The sequence below is a fragment of the Hyalangium minutum genome, from assembly GCF_000737315.1.
In the GTDB taxonomy this organism is placed as follows: Bacteria; Myxococcota; Myxococcia; order Myxococcales; family Myxococcaceae; genus Hyalangium; species Hyalangium minutum.
Genome location: NZ_JMCB01000003.1, coordinates 533,244 through 558,371, shown reverse-complemented (window position 1 = coordinate 558,371; position 25,128 = coordinate 533,244). Strand labels below are relative to the sequence as shown.

Genomic DNA, 25,128 nt, shown 5'->3' with positions numbered 1-25,128 from the left:
GCGGGAAATTTGCTCTCTCCTGCTCCTCGCGCTGGACGCCCTGCGCGAAGGAGGTGGGGCAATGTAGTCCAGGAATTGTCGGCTTGCTGTGCTCAGCAGATGTAATGCCTGCGGTCTCCTTCGTGTCTCTTAGCAAGAGAGGAGACACCAACGATGCCGACTGTGGCGCAGTCATTCGAGCAGTTCATGCAGGACCTAGAGCTCCGCGAAGGTGAGAACCGCGAGGCGCAGCGTCAGGAGCGGGTCGTCTTCGATGCGTTGCGTCACCATCTGAGCCCGCGGGAGTCCATTCTCAGTGGCTCGTATGGACGGAATACGGCCATCCGGCCTTTGCACGATATCGACCTCTTCCTCATCTTCACGACGGACTCGAGCGGAAACGGAAAGGTCCTGCAGCCACAAGAGTTTCTCGAGCGCGTCGCGCAAGCGCTGCGGAAGGAGTTCCGCGGCAAGCAACCGCGACTGCAAAACCGCTCGGTCAACATTGAGTTCTCCGGGACGGGCATCGGTTTCGATGTGGTCCCCGCGTTCGAAGATCTGCGCCAGCCGGGCATCTACTGGATTCCCGATATGCGCTTGGGGCAGTGGATCCGGAGCAATCCGCGCAAGCACATCGCGGCCTGTGACGAGGCGAACAGGAAAGCGATGCAGCGGCTGAAGCCGCTCATCAAGGCCATCAAGCGCTGGAACCAACTCCAAGGCAAGCCGGTGCCGTCGTTCTTGCTGGAGGTGATGGCCTACGAGGGCATTGCCTCGTTCCAGCCGGAGTCCCACCCGTCCGTCTACGCGCAGGGCATGGCGCATCTGTTTCAGTTCATGAGCGAGCACATCCGGGCTGACTGGAAGGATCCCGCTGGGCTCGGGCCTCCTGTGAATGCCGGAGTAGGGGAGGGGCATCTTCAGCAAGGGCAGCAGCGGCTTTCGGGCGCCTCACGCAAGGCGGCCCGAGCGCTGGAACTTGAGCGGCGGGTCGACATGCCTGGCGCGAACGAACTCTGGCGGGAGTTGTTGGGGACGGACTACCCAGTCCGGTAGGAACCATGCCTGGACTGCGCACGCTGACAATCGAGTTGGGCCGCTCGGAGAGGCCGAACGAGCCCTATGCGTTTGATGGAAGGCCCCAGCAGTACTTCGCGCGAGGTGCGAAGGGGAAGCTGGGGGCGGCCCTTCTCGCATGGGACAAGGTGGAGACGCTTCGTTCGGAGTTCTTGCGCCCGGATCCCTCCTCCTCCGTACGAAGGCAGATGGGTGATCTGCTGCGCAGATTTCTCGAGGACGTGCTGAAAGAACTGGAGGGCTGGGAGGCCTACGAGAACGCTCTACTTGAGGCCGAGGAAACGCACACACCTCGTCGGCTGCTATTTCGCTTCAGCGCAGGGGAACTGTTCAGCCTCCCCTGGTCACTGACTTCGCTCAGCCATGGAGGCCGAAGCCTTGGCACGATCGCGCCGCATCCCCTGCAGTTCGAATGGGCCCACAACACGTTGACTCCCCCGGCCTCCCACCGCCATGGCCGGGTTCTGTTCGCCTGGTCCGACGCGGAGGGGGATGTCGAGGAGGACCGCCATCTCTCCGCCATCCAGAAGGCGTGTCCCGACTTCAATCAGGATCAGGACGCACTCAAGGATGTGACCCTGGATTCGCTTCGCAGCAGGTTGAAAAAGGCACGCCAAGAGGGGAAGCCGTTTCGCATCCTCCACATCCTGTGTCACGGAGGCCCAGTTCCCGGAGGAACGTTTGGACTGAGCTGGAAAGATCCCCATCGGCCGAGCAGACCCACGCGGATTGATGGAGACAGCCTTCGCGATGTGCTGGGTCCCTATCACCGGGATCTACAGGCAATCGTGCTGAGCGCATGTCACGGCGGTAATCCTGGTCAGGTGGGGAGCATGTTTGGAGGGGTGGCCCACGACCTTCACCGCCTCGGCATCCCAGCGGTCATCGCATCGCAGATGCCCCTGAGCATCAACGGCTCTGTACAGATGACGGGGGCGTTCTACCAAGCTCTCTGCGGACAGAATGTCCCCATCTACGAAGCCTTTCAGAAAGCCCATGAGGTACTGAGTGCGTCGTCCCTCGACTGGGCATCGCTCCAGTTCTTTGCGCAGTCTCCGCCCGAGGCCCGTGCGCGCGGGCAACGCATAGTGTTCTCGCCAGACACGCCGCTCCCCGAGCTTCCGGAGGAACTCGTGGTGGCCTACGAGGTGAACTTCAACGTGGCGCATGCCTCCATCATCGAGGCGCTCAAAGGAGAGGCCGGTGAGGATCCGGATGTCGTCGTGCTGCAGCCCTTTGACAAGGTCAGGGATGATTTGCCCGCCACCTCCCGGGAGTGGCGGCGCGCACTCGATCAGGCCGATCAGCTCGTAGACGCGCTTGGAACACACGTTTCAAAGGTGCACCTCTTCGGGCGTGCCCCCTTGCCGCTCATGTTCCATCTGGGGTGGCGGTTGAGCCGGTGGAAGCTGAGCGTGTACCAGGAGCAAAGAGGACGCACCGGCGTTTGGACCTGTGGCTACGACTCCATGCAGCAGCCTTCTTCTGAGGAGAAGTTCTTCCGGGAGGAGGCTTGGCCGGCTCCCGAGGCCGGACGCGCATCGGGGGGACGCCTGGCCATGACCCTTGAGGTGAACCTGTCCATCCACTCCGAGGAACTGGCCCGGTGGCTGGGGACCGAGGCACCTCCCGCGCTGGTGCGCCTGGTGGCAGCCCGTGGGCCCTCACCTACGGTGCTGCGAGGACCTCTGGACACGGCACATGCCGTCGAGGAGTTCCGCACATGTCTGGAGCGCATCCGCGCTGAATGGCCAGACGTTCAAGAGGTGTGGCTCGCGCTGGCGTGTCCGGCCAGTCTGGCAGCAGCACTGGGCAGGGTCTACAACCCGAAAACGCATCCCACCTTCAAGCTCTTCAACTTCCGGAGGTCCGAGGGCTATGTGGAGGTCCCCTGGTCTGGATGCGTCACGCGCAAAGCCGGGCGCCGCTCATGATCCTCCCTGCTGCCCGCATGTCGGGACGTAATAATTCATGTGCCCTCCGTGTCCTTATTGGGGACGGACCGGAGACACGGTCATGAAGAGCGCCGGGGAGATTGTGGCCAGCAATTTCGATGAGTGGCACGCCAAGCATTACGCGCTGCTGATGCCCATTGCCGAGAAACTGTGTCGCGCCTTCGGGGGCATAGAACCCAGAGACCTGGTCCAGGAGGCGCTGCTGCGCTTCGTCGAGCGCTTCACTGGAGCGCTCCAGGCGGACGAAGAGCCAGTGGATGGCTGGCTCATTACCGTCATGACCAATCACTTCTATGACCTGATCCGAGGCACCATGGGCCGGAAGAAGGCAGAAGACGATCCGACCATCACCCGCTGGACGCTGGGACAGGGAGCGGCCTCGGACACGTACGAGCGCATCACCCGGGAGCGCTTCGAGTGGGCCATCGAGAAGCTGCCCCGGCAGCAGCGGCTCACCTTTCTGCTCCGCTCCCAGGGACTGCGCAACCAGGAGATCGCCAGCAAGCTGGGCGTGTCTGCTGGACTCGTGGCCAAGCGGTTGTTCGATGCTCGCCAGAGGCTCGGCGAGTTGCTCAAGCCTTACCTCGATGAGGGAACTCACTGATGTCCTCTCCCTGCGACCCACTCCAGTCCTTCGCGGATGGAGAACTCTCGCCAGCAGACGCCCAGGCCTTCGGCAAGCACCTGGCAGGGTGTGAGCGGTGCCAGGCAGAGCTGACTCGGCTGCTGCAGCTTGAACAACTCGGCAAGCGCTACCTGGAGCGGCATGGCCCGGTAGAGGTGCCTTGGCACGCCGTTCCGCGGAACCGGTGGTTGGCGGCCAGTGCGGCGGTGGTATCCGTTGCCGCCGTGCTGCTGCTCGCTTTGGGCCTCACGGGCAAGTCCGTATCGCGAGTGGAGCCCGCGCTGTGGGCGCGGCAGCAGCGGACGCTGGAAGCACGCGTCACGTATCCAGAGGCGGACACCTACCGATCGTTGGCCCAGATTCCCATGGGCTCCGCACCCACTTCGAATGTGAATGGGTTCTCTCACGCTGTCATGGGGCAGTTGGAGGAACGGGGGGATCTGCCTCAGTTGGCTGCGGCCTACTTGGCGGGCGGCGCACCCGATACCGCGCGTGCCAAGGTGCTCCTGAAGCGGATGCGGAGCGAGCGCAAATGGGACGCGAACGTGCTCTGTGACCTGGGGGTTGCGCACTATGTGGCCGCCCGGTCCCAGGAGGTTTCCAGCGCGATGGCGGAGTTCCGGGAAGCGCTCCATCTTTTCAATGAGGTGCTTCGCAGGGAGCCGGGTCACGTCCAGGCGCGTTGGAACCGTGCCCTGGTGTTCCGGGACCTGGGGCTGCCCCTGTCAGCCATGGCGGACTTGGAGTCGCTGGAGCGTACCGAGCCTGATGAGCGCTGGCGGAACGAGGCCCGGGCAAAGAGGGAGCGGCTTTCCGGCGCCTTGCAGAGAAAGGAGCGTTGGCAGAAAGCAGATGCAGCCGGAGGCGAGCTCATTGCCCGAGGCGTTCCCGCACTGTCGCAGGCGCTTCTCTATGCAGACGTTCCGTTGATGCGCCGTGACTTCTATCACGCTGTGCGTGCCCGGACGTCCGCTGCGGAAGTTCGCGAGTTCCTTCCCTTGGCCAGGAAACTGGATGAGAGCGTGGGAGGCGGCACGGTGCTCGCGGAGTACGTGCAGCGCATCGCCGCACGGGACTTCTCGGTCCGCGCCCCGCTGGCGGCCCAATATGCCCAGTTGATGAATGGGCAGGTGGAAGCGCGCGACGAGGAGGCGCTGCTCCAGAAGTTTCTCGCGTCGCGTGAGGACGATCTCGCTCTAGGCGCGCTCACGTACCTCATCCAGCACCGTCCTCAATACGCCAGCAAGCTCGTGGAGCGGACCCGTGCTCACCCGGACCCTTGGTTCCGGGTTCTGGGACTCCAGGTGGAGGCATCGCGGGAACAAGAACAGGAGCGCTACACCCGGGCGCAGAAACTCCTCGAGGAGGCGCTCGACCTCTGCAAGAGAGAGCAACTGGTCTATCGGTGCATTGATGTTGAGAACGATTTGTCCCACGTGTTTGGCTGGCTCTTTCAGGTCAGCGATGCCGAGCGGCACGCCCGCGCTGGATTGGCATTGGCCCGGCTGGCCCAGTGGGATCGGGAGCGAGTGCTGCTGCAGACGCTGGGCAACGCCGCGCGTCTGGCGGCGGACGTGACACTGGGCCGTGCTTACTTCGGCGAGGCTCTCTTGATGTCCGAGGGCGACTCGAAGAGCGCGCGCAACATCCATCAGAACCTCGCCCATCTGGCCATTCAGGCGTTGGAGTTGGATGACGCGCGGGCCGAACTGGATCAAGCCATGGCTGTTGGATTGCCACTCACGTGGCATGGCATTGAAGCTCTGGTGGACGTGGCCCGGACGCGTCGCTCTCCCCGAGACGCTGCGGCCGTGGAGCAGGCGCTGGCGCTGGAGCCAGGGAACACCCTGGGGCAGCAGGCCTACGCGAAGTTCCTTCAGGGGCGTTTCCTGGTGGAGGTGGATGCCATTAAGGGACGTGCGCTGCTGGAAGAGGCCATCCACGAGGCGGATTCCGCGTCGCCGGATGATGTCACGGCAAGGCATGCCCGTGCCTACAGCTACACGTCCCTCATCTTCGCCGCCGCCGCGAAGAGCGACTTCGCGGCGGCGCTGGGGCTCTTCGGCTCGGAGTTGGGCCTCGCTGTACCGGCGCGGTGCGTCCTCGCGCTCACTGAGGATACCGAGCGAAGCCTGTTGGTGGCGCGGGGCTCGGAGGGGCAGTGGATGAGCAAATACGCCCCCGTGCGCGGTGAGAGGTTCGAACCCACGAGCTTGGCGGGAGTCGTACCCCAGGACATGGTGGAGGCCCTCAGACCCTGTGCCTCGGTGGATGTCCTGGCCCGGCCTCCTTTGCAGGGACGCGCTGGACTCCTTCCTCCAGAGTTCGCCTGGCGGTACCGGACGCGGTCCACTTCGCCCCAACCTCCGCAAGGGCTCAGCGTGCACGTCGTGGTGAGCGAGGTCCGGTACGACGAGCAACGCAGTCAACTCTCACTGACGTGGTCGCCCCATGTGGCGCCGGGCGCGTCACTTCGGACCCTGCGGGACTTGGATGCCACCCCGAACCGCGTGCTGGCGGCCTTGCAAGAGGCGACGGAAATCGACCTGGCGACGCACGGTCAGATCGATCCGGGCTCGAACACAGCCTACTTGCTGTTGGCCCCAGGGTCGGATGGCAGTGATGAGCTTTACGAGGACCGCATTCGCAAGCTGAAGCTCCCAAGTGCGCCTCTGGTCGTCCTGGCGGCCTGCGAGGCCGCGCGCGGAACCTCCGCCCTTCATGAGCATGGCAGCCTACCCAACGCCTTTCTCACTGCGGGGGCACGCACGGTGCTGGCTGCGACCCAGCCCATCCCCAACGAGGACGCATCCGACTTCTTCGGCAGTGTGCGCGAGCGCATCCGGGCAGGTGCGTCTCCTAGCATTGCTACTCGCGACGAACGCCTCGAGTGGCTGCGCGGGGGTAAAGACTCCGACTGGATCAATGGCGTCTTGGTGTTCGAGTGAGAGCTTGCTGCCGCATCGCGGCAGTCATCATGCAACAGGGAGGCGTCATGACGGGTGAGTCGGTGGAGCCGCTGGATTTTTCGAAGTGGGATAGCAAGCCGTTCTTCGAGGGGTATCCAGAGGAAGGGCGTCACGTTTACATCGTCCAGTCGCGCGAGGAGGGAAGCTTCACTGCCTATGGGGTGATGGATGACCAGCCGCAGGTCATCTTTGTAGTCCAGGGGTCGCTCGCGGATCTCGACCGCTTTGTGGCGCAGGTCAAGGCCGAGGGAGCGCGGGTGACTTACGGCATGCCTCCGACCGATACCAACACGGGAGGAGACAAAGCGGGCAGCACCAGCCGTCCTGGGATCAAGGAAGGCAAGGGAGACAGCAAGGGAGACGGCAAGGGAGGGAAGAAGTGACACTGCAGCTATTGCTCGCACAGGCAGGAGACGGGCGCCCCGTCATCGAGATGCCTCTTCCGCTGGAGTCCCTGTGGGAGGCACCGCTTCCAGTGCCCCTGCCCAAGCCCACCCACCTGTACAACCTGTCCGCCGATCCGAACTCGCTCGAGGAGCAGAGATGGGCGCTCGTAGTTCCTGACAACGAGAGAGGCCGGCGCCTCGAAGCCATCCTCTCGCCGCTTTGCAAGCGTCGTGCGGAAGAGCAGCGCCGGAGCGTGGACATTTACCGTGCCCCTCCGGGGATGAATGAGAAAGAGGCACGTAAGTTCCTGGCCGACACGATGTACCCGACGTCCCGGTCTTCGCGAGAGCACGCCAGCTACGTGCTGCTCGCTGGGACACCAGAAGATCTCTCGATGGAACTGCAGGAGGAACTGACGGGCGAAGGCGTCACCCTCGTGGGGCGCCTGCCCTTCGAGCGAGAGGACGACTACGCAGCTTATGTTGAGAAGGTGCTGACCCGTGAGCGGGATGCGGCACGTCCTCAGCAGGCCCGGGCTGTATTTTTGACGGCGCAGGACATGTCGCCCCCGGTGCTGAGCGGCCACAGGTTCGTCGTCGCTCCGGCGGCACAGCGGTGCTCGGAGGCTCGCGACAAGGGATACTTTCCGGCGAGTTCCCTGACGGTGGAGCAGTTGCCCGCGGGCGCCAAAGAAAAGCTGCTGGAACTGGTCCGTGCTCCGGAGCCTGGCCTGCTCTTCACTTTGAGTCATGGCGTTGGGGCGCCAACCTCGGGTTGGGTGAGCCCGGAAGCGCAGAGGCGGGAGCAGGGCAACATGTGGTTCGGCCAGGGAACCGCATTGACTGCCGACGAGGTCCGTCAGAAGGAGTTCCTGCCGGGAGGCATCTGGTTCTACTTTGCTTGCTTCGGCGCGGGCACGCCGACGCGGAGCGTGTTCCGGCCCTGGATGGAGCAACTCGTCCAAACGAGCGTGATGTCGCAATGGGTACTGGAGCGTGTCGATCGGTCCCGCCCCCTAGATGCGCGGCCCTTTATCGCAGCATTGCCCCAAGCAGCGCTGGCCAATCCCAAAGGGCCCCTCGCTGTTATCGGCCACCTGGACATGGCATGGATCTGCGCTTTCCATAATCCCCGGAACGGGGAGACGCATACCCACCGGCTGGAGGATGTGCTGACGACCATGGTGGAGGGCTCCCGGGTGGGGCTCGCGCTTCATTCCCTGTCGCGCTTTGCCTCGAAGGCAGACAGGGAACTTCGGAAGTATCACCAAGAGACCGCCGCAGCTGGCTCCTCGGGTCAGTCGCTGTCCGGAGAGATTGACGAGGAGCAGGCCAAAGAGCGGACCACGGAGCGAGCCCACCTGTGGATGGAGCGGCACGACCTCACAAGCTACACCCTGCTGGGAGACCCGGCGGTGCGGCTCGTGGACCGGCTTTCGCGCTGAGCCTCAGGAAAGCCATGGCGGCGCATGTAACAAGTGCCGCGCCATTCGTGATCCATGTGCCATGACACTTCCCCTTCCCACCTACTTCGCTGATTTCCTCCAAGACATCCGTCCGACCAAAGCCCAGCGTGCCGAGATGATTGATGGGTACTCCAGGCTGAAGGAGCGCCTGCAGTCGGACGCGCAGCTCAAGACAGGCTTCGTGAGCATGTTCCTCCAGGGCAGCTACAAGCGCCGCACAGCGGTCCGGCCCAAGGACGGCAAGAAGGCGGATGTCGACCTCATCGTTGTGACCCGCATGAAGGAGTCCGAGTTCACGCCCGCTGAGGCCATGGCTTGCTTCAGGCCCTTTCTCGAGAAGTACTACCACGACAAGTACCGGCAGCAGGGCCGCTCTTTCGGCATCGTGATGTCCACCGTGGAGATGGACCTCGTCATTACTGCCGCGCCGGTGGAAGCCGAGGCTGGTGTCTACAGCGCGTTCGCCAAGAGCGAGGACGTCCTCCAGATCGAAGAGGACGAGTCGCAGCCGATCGTCAAGACAGACTCGAACGGCAACCCTCAGTGGAAGTCGGAGCCGCTACGGATTCCGGACCGGGATTTGGGCGCGTGGCAGGACACCCACCCGCTGGTACAGCTGAGCTGGACGAGCCAAAAGAACGCCCGGTGCTCGGGGCACTTCGTCAACGTCGTGAAGGCCCTCAAGTGGTGGCGGCTTGTTCACGCGGGCGCACTGCCTGACCGGCCCAAGAGCTATCCACTGGAGCACCTCATCGGCGATTGCTGCCCGGACGGAATCTCGTCCGTGGCCGAGGGTGTGGTCCGGACTTTGGAGCGGTTCACTCAGAGCTACGCATTGCATGCCGCCAATACGCACGCTCCCTACGCACCAGACCGGGGTGTGGATCAGAACGTCATGGCACGTATCAGCGGTGACGACTTCGCGAAGTTCCATGCGCAGGTGGCCGCTGCCGCGAAAAAGGCACGCCAAGCCTTCGAGGCACCCGATGCGCAGACGGCGGCGCCGCTATGGCGAGAGCTCTTTGGCGACAAGTTCCCACGAGCCCCGGAGCCCGGGCGCGGCTCACCCCCACAAGGAAACTTCACACCGCACCAGGGAGGGCCGGGAATGGTGGGCAGCGGTAGGTTCGCGTGACAGACGCGCCCTCGCTGACGGACTCACTCCGCCTGGGCCGTCGTGTCCTGGATGGAATAGCCGGAGTGGAACTGCTCGGAGACGTGGACTGGGACTCAGAGGAGCAGTGTTGGGTCCTCCCGTTGCGCCTTCGTGCGGACACCACGGGGAGCTCCATCCCCGCATGGACGGACTGGTATGCGCTCATCGACGCGCACTATCCCTGGGGACGAATCGACTTCTTCCCCTCCAAGAAGGGTGGAATCGAGGGCACGCATCCGCACCAACGCCTGAACAATCCAGGGCCAGCAGCTCGGCCGTGGCGGGAAGGGCGGCTGTGTCTGCAGACAGGGCTTGCAGCGCTTGGACTGCGGGCAAGAGAGGAGGAACCCCGGAGCCCTGAGGCACGGCTCGCGTGGCACGTGAAGGGCGCACGGGACTGGCTTGAAGCTGCGGCCCAAGGCCGTCTACTCGCCCCAGGTCACGCCTTTGAACTGCCCGACCTGCCCACGGACGGAACCTTGCAAGTGGTCTTCAGGGAGAGACCTGGGGAACTTGGCACTTGGATGAAGTGCCAAGAGTCGCGGGGATGGGCGGACTTGGTCACGGTTCCTGGAAACCCGCGGCTGTGTGTTGTCGATGCGTTCTCCTCGCTCGACGGCCGGCGGCTGGTCTCGCTCGACTGGGGAGACCTGTTCCGCTCAAGGTCTCGACGACGACGCTTCCGTGTACCGTGGATGCGGTGTGACTCGCTCCCAGTTTTGTCCCCCTATGCCCCTCCCACGTGCTGGCCCGAGCTGGAGGAGGCGCTTCGGTCCCGGGGACTGGAGCTCCGAAAGGAGCTTCAGGGTTTTTCCTCGAAGCTCCGGGATGGCGAGCGCCACCTGTGCCTCATCGGCTTTCCGATTCCGGAGAAGATCGATGGGCCGAACGTGCGCATGCATTGGTGGGCGCTTCGGCTGCCAATCTTCGCCCATGGCGACCTGGCTCCGCGCGGCTACCGCCGTAACGAGCAGGGGTATTGGCTCTACGATCAGGTCAATCTGTTCGAGAAAGCACGTCCGATTCACTGGCTCCGCACTGAAAACTGGGCGCCCGAAGATTTGCGGAGCCGTGGAGCGCTGCCGGAGCCGCTGCGAAGCTCATGGGTGTTGTTGCTTGGCGCAGGGGCTCTGGGCTCCGCCATGGCGGAATTGCTCGTCCGTGGCGGCGTCTCCCGCCTAGTCATTCTGGATGGAGAAACTCTCGAAGCCGGGAATCTCGTCCGCCACACACTCGACGTAACGGATGTCCGGTATTCCAAGGCCGAGGCGCTCGCGCATCATCTGCGCACCCTCAATCCGGACCTGCAGGTCCATGCCTTTCGGAAACAGTTAGACGATCAAATGGCTCGAAGCACTTGGCTCGTATCTCGTTGCGACACGATCCTGGACTGTACCGCCTCGGACGAGGTCCTTGAGACGCTGCACCGGTTTGCCTGGGAAGCGTCCCGCCTGTTCTTCTCCACTTCCTTTGGTGTGAGGGCCCGGCGTCTCTTGTGCTTCAGCGCTACGGGCACCTCTTTTCCGTTCGAGGAGTTCTGGAAGCAGGCCGGGTCGTGGATCCGCCTGGAGCACGACGAGCTCAAGCGCACCAATCTTCCCAGGGAGGGACTCGGTTGCTGGCATCCCGTCTTTCCTGCTCGGGCGGATGACGTGGCGTTGGCCGCTGCTATCGCAGTGAAGTCGCTGGTGCAGGCGGCAACGGCGCGCCCTGCCGCGCGTCTTGATGTCTATGAGCGTGATGAACACAACGACTTCTTCCGCGGAGTGAACCATGTGTCCCCTGTGGAAGCCCATGCCCGATCTTGAATTTCGCTCTGCGGATGCCCGCTTCGGTGTGCATATCCCAGGGGCCACCGTCCGGCGGCTTCTCCACCTGTGCCGCTCTTCGTGGAGGAAAGAGACGGGAGGCATCCTCGTGGGGGTGTACTCCGCCGCGCTCGATTGTGCTCGGGTGAGTGCTGCGTCTGGCTCCCCCGTAGATTCGGTTCGCGGGCCAAGCTGGTTCCAGCGTGGCACGAGAGGTCTCCAGAGATGGCTCGATCGCCGCTGGGCCTCACGTGGTGCCCATTATCTGGGTGAGTGGCACTTCCACCCCTACGCTGCGCCGGTGCCGAGCGATACAGATCTTCAGCAACTCGAGATCATCGCAAGCACTGCGGATTATCGCTGCCCTGAACCCATCCTGCTTATTGTAGGAGGGGATCCTTCTGGGAAGTGGTTGGTCAGTGCCCACGTTGTCCCCAAGAGCCGGGACGCAGTCCCTCTTCAGAGGCTCAAGGAGCCGGTTGAGCCAGAGCCTCGCTGACATTCATGGACCGCCCGGCAACATGCCGGGACCGAACAATCTCTCAGAGGGGATGAGACCGGAGGAAGAGAAGGGTGGAGCGGGAAACTTGCGGAGCCACAGGGATGTATCACCATGTGTGCATGCTCCGTTCCCGCTCTGCCCGTAGCGCTCGCAGTGTCTCGCTCCTCCTCGGCAATCGGCTGCCGGTCCACACCGCGGATGTCTCCGCGGGTGGCTTCAGCGTGGAGGCTCCGTTCGTCTTCATCCCCGGCTCGCTGCTCCACGGCACCTTCGAAGTCGATGGCCGCGAGCTGCCCTTCCGGGGCGAGGTGGTCTGGGCCCAGCCCGCCGGTGAGTCCCAGTCCCCCAGCCGCATGGGCGTGCGCTTCACCCAGGTCCCCGTCGAGGCCCACAGCCTCCTCGCCGGGTAGCGCGCTCAGGAGAAGTCGAAGTCCTTGGGCGGCGTCATCTGCGCGTACTCCCGCAGCCGCTGCTCCTCTCTCTGGACATCCTGCGCGAAGGTGGTGCGCAGGTACTTCCGCAGATCCTCCTGCGTGAAGCGCTCGCCATACTGGGCCAGGAAGCGCCGCAGATCGTCGCCCAGCTCGCTCGCGTACGCGTAGCGCTCGTTCACGTTGGGCGCCAGCGCGCGGAAGACGATCCGATCCAGCACCTGGGGCACGTCGGCGTTGAACTGGGACGGCGGCGCCACCTGCATCTGGCGCATCTTCTCGATGATGTCGATCGGGTTATCCCCCGGGAAGAGCCGCTCGCCCGTGAGCAGCTCGTAGAGGCACACGCCGATCACGAATACGTCCGCGCGCCGATCCACCGCCGGGCCGTCGATCTGCTCCAGGCTCATGTAGCCGAACTTGCCTTTGATGATGCCGGGCTGCGTCTGCGTCACCCGGCCCGTGGCCTTGGCGATCCCGAAGTCGATCACCTTCACCTCACCGTTGAAGGAGAGCAGCACGTCGTGGGGGGAGAGGCCTCGGTGGACGAGGTTCAAGTCTCTCCCCGTGCCGTCCTTCTTCCGGTGCGCGTAGTCCAGGCCCGCGCACATCTCCGCGATGCAGTGGAGCACCAGGGGCAGGGGCGCGGGCTCGCCCCCCTTGCGGTGGTGCTCGAAGATGTCTCCCAGCGACTTGCCGGCCACGTACTCCATGGAGAGGAAGGGCTCGGAGTTGACCTGTCCCATCTCGAAGGTCTGCGCGATGTTGGTGTGGAGCAGCTGGAGCCCCAGCCGCCCCTCGTCCAGGAACATCGCGATGAACTCTTCGTCCATCGACAGGAACGGGAGGATCCGCTTGAGCGCCACGAGCCGCCCGCCGCCCTCGCTCCCGAACATCTTGGCGCGCCAGAGCTCGGCCATGCCGCCAATGCTGATGCGATCGAGGAGGAGGTAGTCCCCAAAGGGAGTGGGGGGAGCTTTCCGGGGGGACGGCGCCATGAGAGGGCCTCGGCGGTGATGTCCCAGTCTAACAGGAAAAATCCAATTAAATTGGGATAACCGTGATTTCGGGCCCTCTGATGGGGACACGGTTCGAGCAAGGAGCACATGTTGAAGAGCGCGTTCACAGAGGGAAGAGGCCTGTTCATCGCGGTGTGTCTGGCGGGGGCGGGGCTGACGGGGTGTGGCCCCGAGGCCGAGGCGCTCCCAGAGGAGGGCTCGGGGGCCGTGCAGCAGGCCCTCACCGAGGGCGCCCCGCTCGCGACGCACGATGCGAGCTGCCTGAAGCTGCAGGATCAGAACACCTGGAGCGCCTACACCTCGTACATGACGCCTGTGGGTCCGGCACTGGGGCTGGATGATGTCCTGCTGGATCTGAACCGTGCAGGGCCTGTGCTGGGCTCGCTCAACCACCCGCCGGCGGCGGGCTACAAGGGCGGCTTCCGTTGGAACGACGGGGACATGTCCACCACAGAGTGGATCCCCCAGGGCATGACGGCGGGCGTTTCCGGTAGCACCAACGTCGCCGTCGTCGCCTGGCACTACGCGGCCGCCGCTCCGGACAAGGGCGTGCGCATCTCCGTGGCGGACATCTCGGACATGTCCCTGAGCGCGGTGAATTACCGGCACGTGCTGCTGGTGCGGCCCACCAGCTCCGGCAACTTCACCACCATCCCCGAGCACGGCGGTGGCCTGGCCTGGTTCGGCAACTACCTTTATATGGCCGACACCGCCGATGGCATCCGCGTGTTCGACCTCACGCAGATCCGCCAGGTGGACACCAGCACTACGTGTGAGACGGCGATCGGGAAGGTGGGCTCGGTGTGGTGCGCCTACGGGTACAAGTACGTGCTGCCGCAGGTGAGCGCGTACGTGGTGCCCACGGCCACCGTGAGCCCGTGCCGCCCGAAGTTCTCCTTCCTGGGCAAGGACACGCGCGGCACCACGCCGGTGGTGCTCTCGGGCGAGTACTGCAACAACACCGGCACCTCGTGCCCCTATGACGGCTCGACGCCGGGGCTGGGTGGACGGCTCTACCGCTGGCCGCTGGACTCCGCCACGAACAAGCTGAAGACGGTGAGTGGCCTGGTGGCCCCTGAGAAGGCCTACATCATGAACGAGCCCAACGTGCAGGGCGTGGCTCCGATCATGACCTCGACGGCGGCCACTTCGTACTGGCTGAGCTCCACGCGCTATGGCGGGGCGCTCTTCAAGGTGTCCACGAGCGCCTCGCGCACGGCCTACCTGTCGGGCAGCGCCCAGTGGGCGAAGATGCCCGAGGGCATGCACGCCACGGGCTCGGGCACCAACCTGTGGACGGCCACCGAGGGCGTCAGTGGCGTCACGGATCCCGCCTCGGGAGGCCGCGTGGTCTTCTTCGCCACGCAGGCCTCGGTGGACTGAGGCTGGAAGCTAACGGCGCGCGGCCGAGGCGCCCATGAGTGCCTGGGCCTGCGTCACCAGCTTCAGGAACTCGGTGCGCTCGGCGGTGCCATCGGAGGCGCCCTCGCCGAGCTTGCGCGCGGTGGCCAGGCTCCAGTCCTTCGAAGCCGGGCTGTGCCGCAGGATGTCCGCCGTGGACGCCACCGCCAGCGCGAACCGGAAGTCCGAGGAGGCCTCCTCCACCGAGGAGCGCAGCATGCTCCGCTCGAAGGGGAAGGCCTGCTCGGCGGCCTCGGTGCCGTTGGGCGCCTTGGCGCGGATGCGCACCGTGGCCAGCGGGGCCTGCTCGCCGGTCAGCTCCACCTCGTACAGCGCCGTGACGTTGTGGCCCGCGCCGATCTCTCCCGCGTCCACCTTGTCGTTGCGGAAGTCCCGATCCGCCACGTTGCGGTTCTCGTAGCCCACCAGCCGGTAGCGGCGCACGGAGGCCGGGTTGAACTCCACCTGGAGCTTCACGTCCTTGGCGATCACCTCGATCGTGCCCGTGAGCTGCGTCTCGAAGACCTTCTTCGCCTCCGCGAAGCTGTCCACGTAGAAGCTGTTGCCGTTCCCCTTGTCCGCCAGCTTCTCCATCATGTCGTCGCGGTAGTTGCCCATGCCGAAGCCCACCGTCGTCAACGTGACGCCCTCGGCCACGTAGTTCTTGATGCTCGTCAGCATGGAGTCCGCGGAGAGGTTGGGCCCGATGTTGGTGTCACCGTCCGTGAGGACGATCACGCGGGAGACCACGTTGCCGCCCACCTTCCTCACGGCGTGGCGGTACGCCATCTCCATGCCCGTGCCCATGGCCGTGCCACCGCCGGACTGGAGCGAGTCGATCGCCGCGTAGATGCGCTTCTGGTCCGTGGCGGGCGTGGGAGGCAGCACGTCCTGCGTGGAGCCCGCGTAGGTGACGATGGCCACCGTGTCGTTCTCGTTGAGGTTCTTGACGGCGATCTTCATCGCCTCCTTGACGAGCGGCAGCTTGTCCTCGGACTGCATGGAGCCGCTGGTGTCCACCAGGAACACGAGGTGCGCCGCCTTGCGCTGCGAGCGCGAGACGATCTTGCCCTGCACGCCCACGCGCAGGAAGTGCCGGCCCTCGCCGAACGGGGAGGGCGCACCCTCGATGTGCACCGTGAAGGCGCCCTTCTCCGGCGGGGCGTAGCGGTACTTGAAGTAGTTGACGAACTCCTCGACGCGCACGGCCTCGGGCGGGGGCAGGGAGCCTTGCTTCAGGTAGCGGCGCGCCAGCGAGTACGAGGCGGTGTCCACGTCCACCGCGAAGGTGGAGAGCGCGTCCTCCTTCGTGGTGGTGAAGGGGTTGGCCGCGTAGGCCTCGAAGGTGTTGCCGTGCTGGGTGGTGACGCCGTCCTCGACCTCGGTGACGGGGGGAGTGCTGGGCTTGGGGCTCGGCGCCATGCTCCCCGGCTGCATCATCGCCTTCTTCCCCGGCTTGGCCCGGTAGGCCATGCTGGTAGGCGGAGGCGGAGGCGGAGGGGCATACGCCCGAGAGGATTCGGACGAGACTTGGGCTCCCAGCACCCCGCCCATGACCATTCCCTCGACACTTCCGACCACTTCGCCTTCGACATCCTCCTCGGAGGCCTCGGGCTCCGCAGGGGGCTGCGCCTTGGCCACCTTTTCGGCCGGCGCGACGAGAGGCAGAGCCTCAGCCCGCGCGCGGGGCTGCTGGGGCGCGACCTGCTGCGCAATGTCGGCGCGCTCCTTCTGGACAGCGGAGGCCTCCTGGGGGCTCTTGGTGGCGCACCCGGGGATGAGGCTCATGGCGAGGAAGGTGCTTCCCCAGCGGGACAGGCGGCGCAGCGACTGAGACATGGAGGCTCCGTGTTCGAGGGAATAAATCTCGAACGCACGAGTCCCCGATTCGATCTACGCGCGGAAAAAACCCAGTGAGTCTTGAGGATTCAACGGGTTGGACCGCCGAGCTCCCAGGTTATTTATTGCGCGCAGCTGAGGCCCGGCTCGGGGGCGTCCTGATCCTGGAGCTTGAGCAGGCAGCGGAGGGCCTCGGGATCCGCTGTGTCCGCCAGGTACGTGCGGCGCCACAGGAGCGCGGCGACCCGGTTGGGCAGACCCGAGGCCGGAGCCACCAGCGCCCGCCGGACACCATTAGAGCCAGCGCGCGCCTCGTTCCGGGCCTGCTCGAGCTTGGCGACCTCGTCCGGGCAACCCTCGGGACAGTTGTAGAGGAAGACCCCGTGGCCGTGCTCCAGGTTGTGCAGCCAGACGCACGTCGGCTGCTCGATGTCATAGGTCTGGCAGGCGAGGGTGGAGCTGCAGTGGGGGCCCGCGTTCGGAGGGCTCAGCCCGTTGCCACAAGCACTCGCGCAGGTGGGGGTGTGATTCGCCGAGACCTGCGGGGCCAGGGGGAAGTCGAAGCGCTCACAATCATCGGACTCGGAGGAGCAAGCCAGAAGCGAGACCGACAGGAGTGGGAGTACGAGGGAGAGCCGGAGCATGGCCTCCTCATACCTCAAGGGGCTCAGCCTGGCGCGACGCCCCGGCGCTCCACGTCGTTCGCCTGGAGCCCTCGGAAGCCGAGCGCCTCGGTGAACTGGAGGAACTCCCGGGCGGAGAGGCTGCCTCCGGTGGCCTGGGCATGGCCCCGGGCGTACTCGCCCTCGAAGGGCAGCTCCAGCCCGCGCAAGAAGGCGATGAGATCCCTCGGCTCGCGGCTGCGCACGGCGAAGTTCACCCGGCCGGGGAGATAGCCCGCGTTGGCGGCGATGACGATGTGCTCGGGCAGCCGCTGGGCCCAGCGCACCGCCACCAGCGGGTGGACCTGGGCGCCGGAGCTGAACAGCAGCAGCGCCACGTTCCCAGAGAAGCGGGGAGGGGTCTTCGCACAGCGGGTCACCTCGCGCTGGACCTCCAGACGGCAGTCACGAAGCGCGTCCACGCCGGGCACTCGGCCCTCGTTGATGTCCGCGGCGCTGCCCGCGCGCATCAGCACCTCGAGCCCCAGGGACGCGGCGAAGTGGGACGAGCGTCGCGCGGCATTGAGCAAGGCCACGGCTTCCGTCACGGCCTTACGCCCCGCGCGTCGCAGCGCGTCCTTGAGCGAGGGCAGGGGAGCATCCACCCCGAGATCCGCCACGGTGCCGAGCACAGCCAGCCACTCCAGTGGGCCAGGGATGACCAGGGGCGAGACGAGCGAATAGGTCAACAGGCTCGTGGGGGCGATGGGCTCATGGCCGTAGCTGGTGAGCACCAGCGCTCCCTCCGGGTACTCCGTGGACGGGTGGTGGTCCACGACGAGCGTGGGCACGCCCGGAAGGATGGGGGCGGAGCGGCTCCCCATGTCGAGCACCACGAGCGCCTCGGCGCCCACTTTGGCCATGCGCTCTTGGAAGGCAGGCGAGTGAGCGTGCTCACCCTTGCCCGGGAGCCGCGAGGTGGTCCGCGCCCCGAGCGTCCGCAGTGCCCGCAGCGCCAAGACTCCCGAGGAGAGCCCATCCACGTCGGTATGAGGCGCCACGAGGACATGACGGTCCTTCTGTGCCTCCAGGAAGCGACGCGCTTTCGCCAGCGCTTCGGCGGGCGCGGGCCACCCTGGATCCCCTGTCAGTCCCAGCAGCATGGACTCAAGCTGTAGCGCCCGGCAGCCCAGCGCGAGGGCGCCCGCACTCCGCCCGCTCGCTCTCCGAGCAAGGACTGAATGCCTGGCGCTTTTCGCACTGCGTCAGCAGGGAAGTCCCCTCCTGAGATCCAACGTTTCAGGGTGCCTTCAAGCAGCGCTTCCTCTAGGGTCCCGCGCCATGATCCGACACCCCTCCTTGCTGTCCACCGTGCGCGTGGCCTGCGCGGCCGCGCTCCTGTCCGCCTTGCCGGCAGCCGCCCAGAGCAAGCCCACCGCCGCGGACGCCAAGCAGTTCGCCGAGCGCGTCAACTCGGACCTGAAGCGCCTCTGGGTCAAGCAGTCCACGGCCGAGTGGATCAAGTCCACGTACATCACCGACGACACCGAGCGGAACGCGGCCTCCATCAACGAGGAGGTGCTCGCGTACATGAACCAGGCCATCAAGGACTCGCGCCGCTTCGAGGGGCTGAAGCTGGATGCGGACACCGCGCGCACCATCCACCTGCTGAAGGTGAGCTCGGCCATCGCCGCGCCCTCGGACGCGCAGAAGCGCGCGGACCTGGCCGCCATCGCCGCCAAGCTCGAGGGCCTCTACGGCAAGGGCAAGTACTGCAAGAAGGACAACGCCGGGAAGGAGTCCTGCAAGGACCTGGGCGAGCTGGAGGATGTGCTCTCCACCAGCCGCAACTACGACGAGCTGCTGGACGCGTGGCGCGGCTGGCACTCCATCTCCCAGCCCATGCGCCCGCTCTACGAGCGCTTCGTCGCGCTGGGCAACGAGGGCGCCAAGGAGATCGGCTTCGCCAACATCGGCGATCTCTGGAAGTCCGCCTACGACATGTCGCCGGACGCCTTCGAGAAGGACACCCAGCGGCTGTGGCAGCAGGTGAAGCCGCTCTATGACGATCTGCACTGCTACGTGCGTGGCCAGCTGGCCAAGAAGTACGGCGCGGACAAGGTGCCCGCGGGCAAGCCCATCCCGGCGCACCTGCTGGGCAACATGTGGTCCCAGGAGTGGGCCAACATCTATCCGCTGGTGGAGCCGTACCCCGGCCAGGCCAGCCTGGACGTGACGGCGGCCCTCAAGTCGCAGGGCTACGATCCCATCAAGATGGTGAAGACGGGCGAGTCGTTCTTCACGTCGCTGGGGCTCAAGCCGCTGCCGCAGACCTTCTGGGAGCGCTCGCAGTTCACCAAGCCGCGCGATCGCGAGGTGGTGTGCCACGCCAGCGCGTGGGACGTGACGTTCAACAACGATCTGCGCATCAAGATGTGCATCAAGCCCACCGAGGAGGATCTCGTCACGATCCACCACGAGCTGGGCCACGACTACTACTTCACCTACTACTACCAGCTCCCCGTGCTCTTCCAGGCGGGCGCCAATGACGGCTTCCACGAGGCCATTGGCGACGCGATCACCCTGTCCATCACCCCGGCCTACCTCAAGCAGATCGGCCTGCTGAAAGACGTGCCGAAGAACGAGAAGAACCTCATCAACCTCCAGCTGAAGGACGCGCTGGAGAAGGTGGCGTTCCTGCCGTTCGGCCTGCTGATCGATCAGTGGCGCTGGGACGTGTTCTCCGGGAAGACGGCGCCGGCCGACTACAACAAGGCGTGGTGGGCGCTGCGCCAGAAGTACCAGGGCGTGGCCCCGCCGGTGGCCCGCACCGAGCAGGACTTCGATCCGGGCGCCAAGTACCACGTGCCCGCCAACGTGCCCTACACGCGCTACTTCCTGGCCCGTATCCTCCAGTTCCAGTTCCACAAGGCCATGTGTGAGGCGGCTGGCTACAAGGGCCCTCTCCACGAGTGCTCGGTGTTTGGGAACAAGGAGGCCGGTAAGCGGCTCCAGGCCATGCTCGAGCTGGGCGCCAGCAAGCCGTGGCAGGAGGCCCTGTTCGCCATGACGGGCCAGCGGCAGATGGATGCCACGCCGCTCATCGAGTACTTCAGCCCACTGCGTCAATGGCTCCAGCAGCAGAACAAGGGCCAGACCTGCGGTTGGTGAACTTCCCGGATGGACATAGGTAGAGGCCCCGCCTTAAATTCTGGGGCCTCTAGCGGGTTTTTCTCGTTAGACCGGACGGCGATTTTCGCGTCCGTGGAGACGAAGGAAGAAGAGCAATGGCGACTGGTACTGTGAAGTGGTTCAACGATGCCAAGGGGTTCGGTTTCATCACGCAGGATGGCGGGGGTGAGGACGTGTTCTGCCATCACACTGCCATCAACATGGACGGCTTCCGCACCCTGCAGGAAGGGCAGAAGGTTCAGTTCGAGGTAACGCGCGGCCCCAAGGGCCTCCAGGCTCAGAACGTGCGCGCAGGGTAGCCAGCTCTCGTTCTTCGTTGCACCCGGGGGGCCGATCCGAGAGGGTCGGGCCCCCATCGCTTTTCTGGAGGCCCCCTCGTTGCGAACGTTCCTGCCCCGCTCCGCTCGACTGCTCCCCGTGTTGACGATGCTCGGATGCGCGACCGCGCAGCCCAGCGCTCCTTCGCAGCCCGCCGAGCCCTCGGCGCAGGCGGCGGCCCCTGCCTCGGAGTCCACGCCCATGCCCAAGCCCACGAAGAAGCTGGACACCGCCGCCCTGAAGGCGGAGCTGGTGGCCAAGCACGGCGAGGCGCAGCGCGCGCGGATTGAGCGCGGAGTGGAGCAGGTGGCCGCGCAGTGGCGCGAGGAGGACGGGGATCTGGCGGCGTTCGTCCGCGAGTACTTCATCGCCGACCCGAAGGCGCTGGACGATACGTTCGCGCGGCTGGAGCGGATCTTCGAGCAGCTGGATGGGCACTTCAACGAGCTGGGCCGCGAGCTGCGGTGGGCCACGGATCTGGATCTGGGGCCGCTGCTGCCGGTGGATCCGCTGCTGGCGGCGTACGATCCGAGCGCTCACGTCACGGACGATCTGTTCCAGTCGAAGATCGGCTTCGTGGTGCTGCTGAACTTCCCGCTGACGACGCTGGCCGAGCGCACTGCGCACGCCCAGGACTACACGCGCCGCCAGTGGGCCGAGGCGCGGCTGGCGGGCCGCTTCTACCGCCGGGTGCCGGCCGAGGTGCAGCAGGAGGTGTCCCGCGCGGGCGCGGCGGCGGACCTCTACATCGCCGAGTACAACGTGTGGATGCACCACGTGGTGGACGGGAAGGGGCGGCGGCTCTTCCCGAAGGGACTGCGGCTCATCAGCCACTGGAACCTGCGTGACGAGCTGAAGGCCAACTACGCCAACAAGGCAGAGGGGCTGGACAAGCAGCGGCTGATCGTCAAGGTGATGGAGCGCATCGTCACGCAGACGATCCCGGCCATCGTCATCGACAACCCGCGGGTGGACTGGGATCCGTTCACGAACACCGTCTCGGTGGCGCCCGCGGACACGGTGGAGCCCAATGCGCCCAACCGCCCGGCGAAGGTGGACACGGCGCCCGAGCCCGACACGCGCTACGCGCGGCTGCAGGCGCACTTCCACGCGGCGGAGAAGGTGGACCCGTACGTGCCAGTGGCGCCCACGCAGATCGCGCGGACGTTCGAGTTCCAGCGAGAGATCCCCGAGGAGCGGGTGAAGGCGCTGCTGACGCAGGTGCTCACCTCGCCGCTGGTGCCCCAGGCGGCCCGGCTCATCGAGCAGCGGCTGGGGCGCAAGCTGGAGCCGCAGGATCTGTGGTTCAACGGGTTCCGGCCGGGCTCGTCGCGCTCGGAGACGGAGCTCGACAAGATGACCCGGCAGCGCTACCCGACGGCGGAGGCCTTCGCCAAGGACATTCCGCGCATTCTCCAGGGGCTGGGCTTCACCAAGGAGCGCGCGGCGTACCTGGCCGAGCACATCCGGGTGGATCCCTCGCGCGGGGCGGGCCACGCCATGCAGGCGATGCGGCGGGGCGACTTCCCCCACCTGCGCACACGGGTGGAGAAGGAGGGGATGAACTACAAGGGCTACAACATCGCCGTGCACGAGCTGGGGCACAACGTGGAGCAGGTGTTCTCGCTCTATGATGTGGACCACACGCTGTTGCAGGGCGTGCCCAACAACGCCTTCACGGAGGCGCTGGCCTTCGTCTTCCAGGCGCGAGACCAGGAGCTGCTGGGGCTGGGCAAGCCGGACGCGGCGGCCGAGCGCGAGCGGGTGCTCAATGACTTCTGGGCCACGTGGGAGATCGCCGGCGTGGCGCTGGTGGACATCGCCGTGTGGCACTGGATGTACGAGCACCCGGATGCCACGCCCGCGCAGCTCCGCGATGCCACGGTGGCGATCGCGAAGGAGACCTGGGATCGCTACTACGCGCCGGTGCTGGGCGGGCCGGGGACGGCGCTGCTGGGCATCTACAGCCACATGATCGCCTACCCGATGTACCTGCCCGACTACCCCCTGGGGCACCTCATCGCGTTCCAGATCGAGGAGCACATGAAGAAGAAGGGGCCCTTGGGGGCGGAGTTCGAGCGGATGGCTCGCTACGGGGCGGTGACGCCGGACCAGTGGATGGTCAACGCCACGGGCGCGCCGATCAGCGCTGAGCCTCTGCTCCGGGCCACCGAGGCCGCGCTCAAGCGCTGACCTCGGCGCCCAGGCGCGGCTACTTCCCGCCGGTGAAGCCGGGGATGTTCACCAGCTCGATCTCGAACTGGAGCACGGCGTTCGGCGGGATCTTCGAACCGGGGGGCGGACGCTCCCCGTAGGCCTTGTTGGCGGGGCAGGTGAGCTTCGCCTTCCCGCCGACCTTCATCTTCTGCACGCCCTCGGTCCAGCAGGCGATGACGCCATTGAGGGGGAACTCGGCGACTTGGTTGCGCTTGTAGGAGCTGTCGAACTCCTCGCCCGAAGTCAGCGTGCCGCGGTAGTGCACCGCCACGGTGTCCGAGGCCTTGGGGCTGGAGCCCGTGCCAGCCTTCAGCTCCTGGTAGATGATGCCCGAGGGCAGCTTTTGCGCGCCCTTCTCCTTGGCCGCGTTCTCCAGGAACCGCTCGCTGACCACGTTCTGCCGAGTGCGCGCCAGCGTCTGGATCTTCGGGCCGAACTCCTCCACGTTCACCACGGGCTGCGCGTTGTTGTGGGCATCGGTGAGGCCCTTCTTGAGCATCTCGAGCTCTTGCGGGCTCAGCGCGAGCACTCCGAGCGACTTCCCGAACTGGAACCCGTACGCGTACATCGTCTTCTCTTCGTCCGTCTGGGGCTGCGCGGACGCGGATGGCGCCGCAGCGGGAGCAGGCTTCGCCTTGCCCTGGGCCCAGGCCTGAGACGCCAGAAGCCCCATCACCACCGTCGCCAGCAACTTCGTTCTCATTGCTTCCTCCTCTTCGCGAGAGCCGCGTGAATATAGGGCGGCGTCCGAGCGGCCGTGCACGATTTCAGGCGCACGGCCGCTTGCTTGGAGGAACGGGGAGTTAAGGATCGGGCAGGGTGGCCGCAGACGGCGAGGAAGCAGACACGATGGTGATCTTCACCATCTTGCCGATAGAAGGAACGCCCTGCTCGTTCACCAGGAACAATTGGTAGTAGCCCGGAGGCGCCACGTTGTTGTTCGACGGTGCGGTGACCGTGATGCTGCCGTTGCCCTTCGTGAAGTTCAAGGTCAGGAGCCGCTGATTCATATCGAAGGCGTGCGTCACCGAGCCGATGGCGATCAGCGTCACCTTCTTGATACGGGCTGCGTCCGGGGTTGAGACGGTAAAGGTCGACCCGGGAGCCACATCGCCCGGCGCGGAGCTGACCGTCGGCCGCGCGCCCTTGAAGAGATAGGGGGGAGAGAAGAGCTCCCCGTTCTTCGTATTCTTGCCACCCGCGCCGAGCACTCGCCCGTCAGGCAGCAGCAGCGCGGTGGAGTGGTAGCCGCGATAGATCTTGTTGCTGGAGAACTTGGTCCACTTGTTCGTGCCGGGGTCCCACAACTCCGTGAGGAAGACCGGCTTCTTGGCGTTGTCGAAGCCGTTGCCGCTGCTCCCCCCTGTGACGAGCACCGTGCCATCGGGCAGCAGCGTCGCGTTGTGCTGGCGCCGCTTCACACTCATGGGCGCCATGTATTGCCACTTCGGTGCAGCGACCGCGAGATCGATCATCTCCACGGTGGCCGTAGGCGGATCGCCTCCACCGATGAAGACCACCTTGCCATCCATGTACACCGCCGGACCATAGGTCCGCTTGCCGAAGAGACTCTTGGGGCCGGCTTTCCAGGAGCCAGTTCCGGCCGGATCCAGCCAGAGTGTTTCTCGCCCCGGCCCGGCGAAGTAGAGCTTGCCGTTGGGGGCCAAGAACATCCGGGGGTAGTACGGAATTTCTTCCTTGGCGGTGGTCAGGTTCTTCCAGGTCTTGGTGGCCGCGATGTACCGCTGCGGGATCTCGTTGAAGTCACCGACGCCGTCTATCTCCCCGCTGATCACCATCACATCCCCATTGGGGAGTGTGGTGTTGGAGGGGTACCAGCGCCCGTCATTCATGTCTGGCAGGCGGGTCCAGGTGCCCGTAAACGGGTCGAAGAGGCTCGCGTCCGCGAGCCCCTCGTGGCTTGCCAGGTGGCCTCCCGTCACCAGCAGCTTTCCGTCCGCGAGGTACGAGTGCCCGGCGCAGAAGATGTTGTAGCCCGCCACGGGCAGGGAGGAGATGGCGTTCGTGGCGGGGTCCCAGCGCCTCGGCGGCCCCAGTCCATCGTCGAACTCGCCGAAGAACATCACCTTGCCGTCGGGCTGAAGGCTGGCGTGCGTCGCGGAGATGGGCCAGTTCATGGTGCTCGCCCACTGCCCCACCTCCGCAGGAGCCTGGGCTTGGGCCGG

Annotated in this window: 20 protein-coding genes; 14 read left to right on the top strand and 6 right to left on the bottom strand. The window is 65.5% G+C overall.

The genetic code is table 11. The features are described 5' to 3' along the window. The first annotated feature begins 153 nt into the window (after positions 1–153). The 10 genes from DB31_RS08810 to DB31_RS08770 all read left to right on the top strand — a co-directional run bounded on the left by DB31_RS08810 (position 154) and on the right by DB31_RS08770 (position 12,333). On the top strand, positions 154–1,035 hold the full coding sequence (locus tag DB31_RS08810) for a nucleotidyltransferase domain-containing protein (protein WP_052419819.1): 882 nt from the start codon (positions 154–156) through the stop codon (positions 1,033–1,035). 209 nt (positions 1,036–1,244) lie between these two features. After that, the gene (locus DB31_RS08805) at positions 1,245–2,990 is read left to right on the top strand and encodes an SAVED domain-containing protein (RefSeq protein ID WP_083968141.1); all 1,746 of its coding nucleotides are present in this window, start codon (positions 1,245–1,247) and stop codon (positions 2,988–2,990) included. Between the two features lie 82 nt (positions 2,991–3,072). Continuing rightward, a complete protein-coding gene (locus DB31_RS08800) occupies positions 3,073–3,615 on the top strand; it encodes an RNA polymerase sigma factor (protein WP_044185180.1) in 543 nt (180 codons plus the stop codon). Continuing rightward, the gene (locus DB31_RS08795; protein WP_240486596.1) at positions 3,615–6,584 is read left to right on the top strand and encodes a CHAT domain-containing protein; all 2,970 of its coding nucleotides are present in this window, start codon (positions 3,615–3,617) and stop codon (positions 6,582–6,584) included. Before DB31_RS08800 ends, DB31_RS08795 begins: the two co-directional genes overlap by 1 nt. A gap of 47 nt (positions 6,585–6,631) precedes the next feature. After that, complete coding sequence (locus DB31_RS08790) at positions 6,632–6,988, top strand: hypothetical protein (RefSeq protein WP_044185175.1); 357 nt, start codon at positions 6,632–6,634, stop codon at positions 6,986–6,988. 92 nt (positions 6,989–7,080) lie between these two features. After that, positions 7,081–8,436 carry a hypothetical protein gene (locus DB31_RS08785; RefSeq protein WP_240486595.1) on the top strand — a complete coding sequence of 452 codons (1,356 nt, stop codon included), beginning with the start codon at positions 7,081–7,083 and terminating at the stop codon, positions 8,434–8,436. Between the two features lie 61 nt (positions 8,437–8,497). Further along, positions 8,498–9,592, top strand: coding sequence for an SMODS domain-containing nucleotidyltransferase (locus DB31_RS08780; protein WP_044185168.1), 1,095 nt, complete (start codon positions 8,498–8,500; stop codon positions 9,590–9,592). Then, the gene (locus DB31_RS08775; protein ID WP_476702759.1) at positions 9,589–11,421 is read left to right on the top strand and encodes a ThiF family adenylyltransferase; all 1,833 of its coding nucleotides are present in this window, start codon (positions 9,589–9,591) and stop codon (positions 11,419–11,421) included. Before DB31_RS08780 ends, DB31_RS08775 begins: the two co-directional genes overlap by 4 nt. Continuing rightward, positions 11,387–11,920, top strand: a complete 534-nt coding sequence (locus DB31_RS51515; RefSeq protein ID WP_083968083.1) for a Mov34/MPN/PAD-1 family protein — start codon at positions 11,387–11,389, stop codon at positions 11,918–11,920. The genes DB31_RS08775 and DB31_RS51515 overlap by 35 nt, the downstream gene beginning before the upstream one ends. A gap of 122 nt (positions 11,921–12,042) precedes the next feature. Continuing rightward, entirely contained in the window at positions 12,043–12,333 is a 291-nt protein-coding gene (locus DB31_RS08770) for a PilZ domain-containing protein (RefSeq protein ID WP_169787021.1), read from the top strand. Between the two features lie 5 nt (positions 12,334–12,338). On the opposite strand, the gene DB31_RS08765 is transcribed toward DB31_RS08770, so the two are convergent. Continuing rightward, positions 12,339–13,352: a serine/threonine protein kinase gene (locus DB31_RS08765; protein ID WP_052419818.1), complete on the bottom strand. Its 1,014-nt coding sequence runs from the start codon at positions 13,350–13,352 to the stop codon at positions 12,339–12,341. Positions 13,353–13,460: 108 nt separating this feature from the next. Between DB31_RS08765 and DB31_RS08760 the strand changes: the two genes are divergently transcribed. After that, complete coding sequence (locus DB31_RS08760; protein ID WP_044185158.1) at positions 13,461–14,756, top strand: hypothetical protein; 1,296 nt, start codon at positions 13,461–13,463, stop codon at positions 14,754–14,756. 9 nt (positions 14,757–14,765) lie between these two features. Here DB31_RS08760 and DB31_RS08755 read toward each other — a convergent pair whose 3' ends face one another. From DB31_RS08755 to DB31_RS08745, 3 genes are all read right to left on the bottom strand, one after another. Then, on the bottom strand, positions 14,766–16,613 hold the full coding sequence (locus tag DB31_RS08755) for a vWA domain-containing protein (RefSeq protein WP_044185155.1): 1,848 nt from the start codon (positions 16,611–16,613) through the stop codon (positions 14,766–14,768). 122 nt (positions 16,614–16,735) lie between these two features. Next, positions 16,736–17,257: a DUF3105 domain-containing protein gene (locus DB31_RS08750; protein ID WP_044185152.1), complete on the bottom strand. Its 522-nt coding sequence runs from the start codon at positions 17,255–17,257 to the stop codon at positions 16,736–16,738. 23 nt (positions 17,258–17,280) lie between these two features. Continuing rightward, entirely contained in the window at positions 17,281–18,378 is a 1,098-nt protein-coding gene (locus tag DB31_RS08745) for a single-stranded-DNA-specific exonuclease RecJ (RefSeq protein ID WP_044185149.1), read from the bottom strand. A gap of 178 nt (positions 18,379–18,556) precedes the next feature. On the opposite strand from DB31_RS08745, the gene DB31_RS08740 reads away from it, so the two are divergent. The 3 genes from DB31_RS08740 (at position 18,557) to DB31_RS08730 (ending at position 22,918) form a co-directional block, all read left to right on the top strand. Beyond that, positions 18,557–20,386, top strand: a complete 1,830-nt coding sequence (locus DB31_RS08740) for a M2 family metallopeptidase (protein WP_083968082.1) — start codon at positions 18,557–18,559, stop codon at positions 20,384–20,386. A 116-nt stretch (positions 20,387–20,502) separates the two neighbouring features. Beyond that, the gene (locus DB31_RS08735; RefSeq protein WP_044185145.1) at positions 20,503–20,706 is read left to right on the top strand and encodes a cold-shock protein; all 204 of its coding nucleotides are present in this window, start codon (positions 20,503–20,505) and stop codon (positions 20,704–20,706) included. Positions 20,707–20,926: 220 nt separating this feature from the next. After that, a complete protein-coding gene (locus tag DB31_RS08730; protein ID WP_044186154.1) occupies positions 20,927–22,918 on the top strand; it encodes a hypothetical protein in 1,992 nt (663 codons plus the stop codon). A gap of 19 nt (positions 22,919–22,937) precedes the next feature. Here the strand turns inward: DB31_RS08730 and DB31_RS08725 are convergent, their stop codons facing one another. Beyond that, on the bottom strand, positions 22,938–23,645 hold the full coding sequence (locus tag DB31_RS08725; RefSeq protein WP_044185142.1) for an FKBP-type peptidyl-prolyl cis-trans isomerase: 708 nt from the start codon (positions 23,643–23,645) through the stop codon (positions 22,938–22,940). A 100-nt stretch (positions 23,646–23,745) separates the two neighbouring features. Continuing rightward, positions 23,746–25,080, bottom strand: coding sequence for a galactose oxidase-like domain-containing protein (locus tag DB31_RS08720; protein WP_052419816.1), 1,335 nt, complete (start codon positions 25,078–25,080; stop codon positions 23,746–23,748). Positions 25,081–25,128 lie beyond the last annotated feature (48 nt).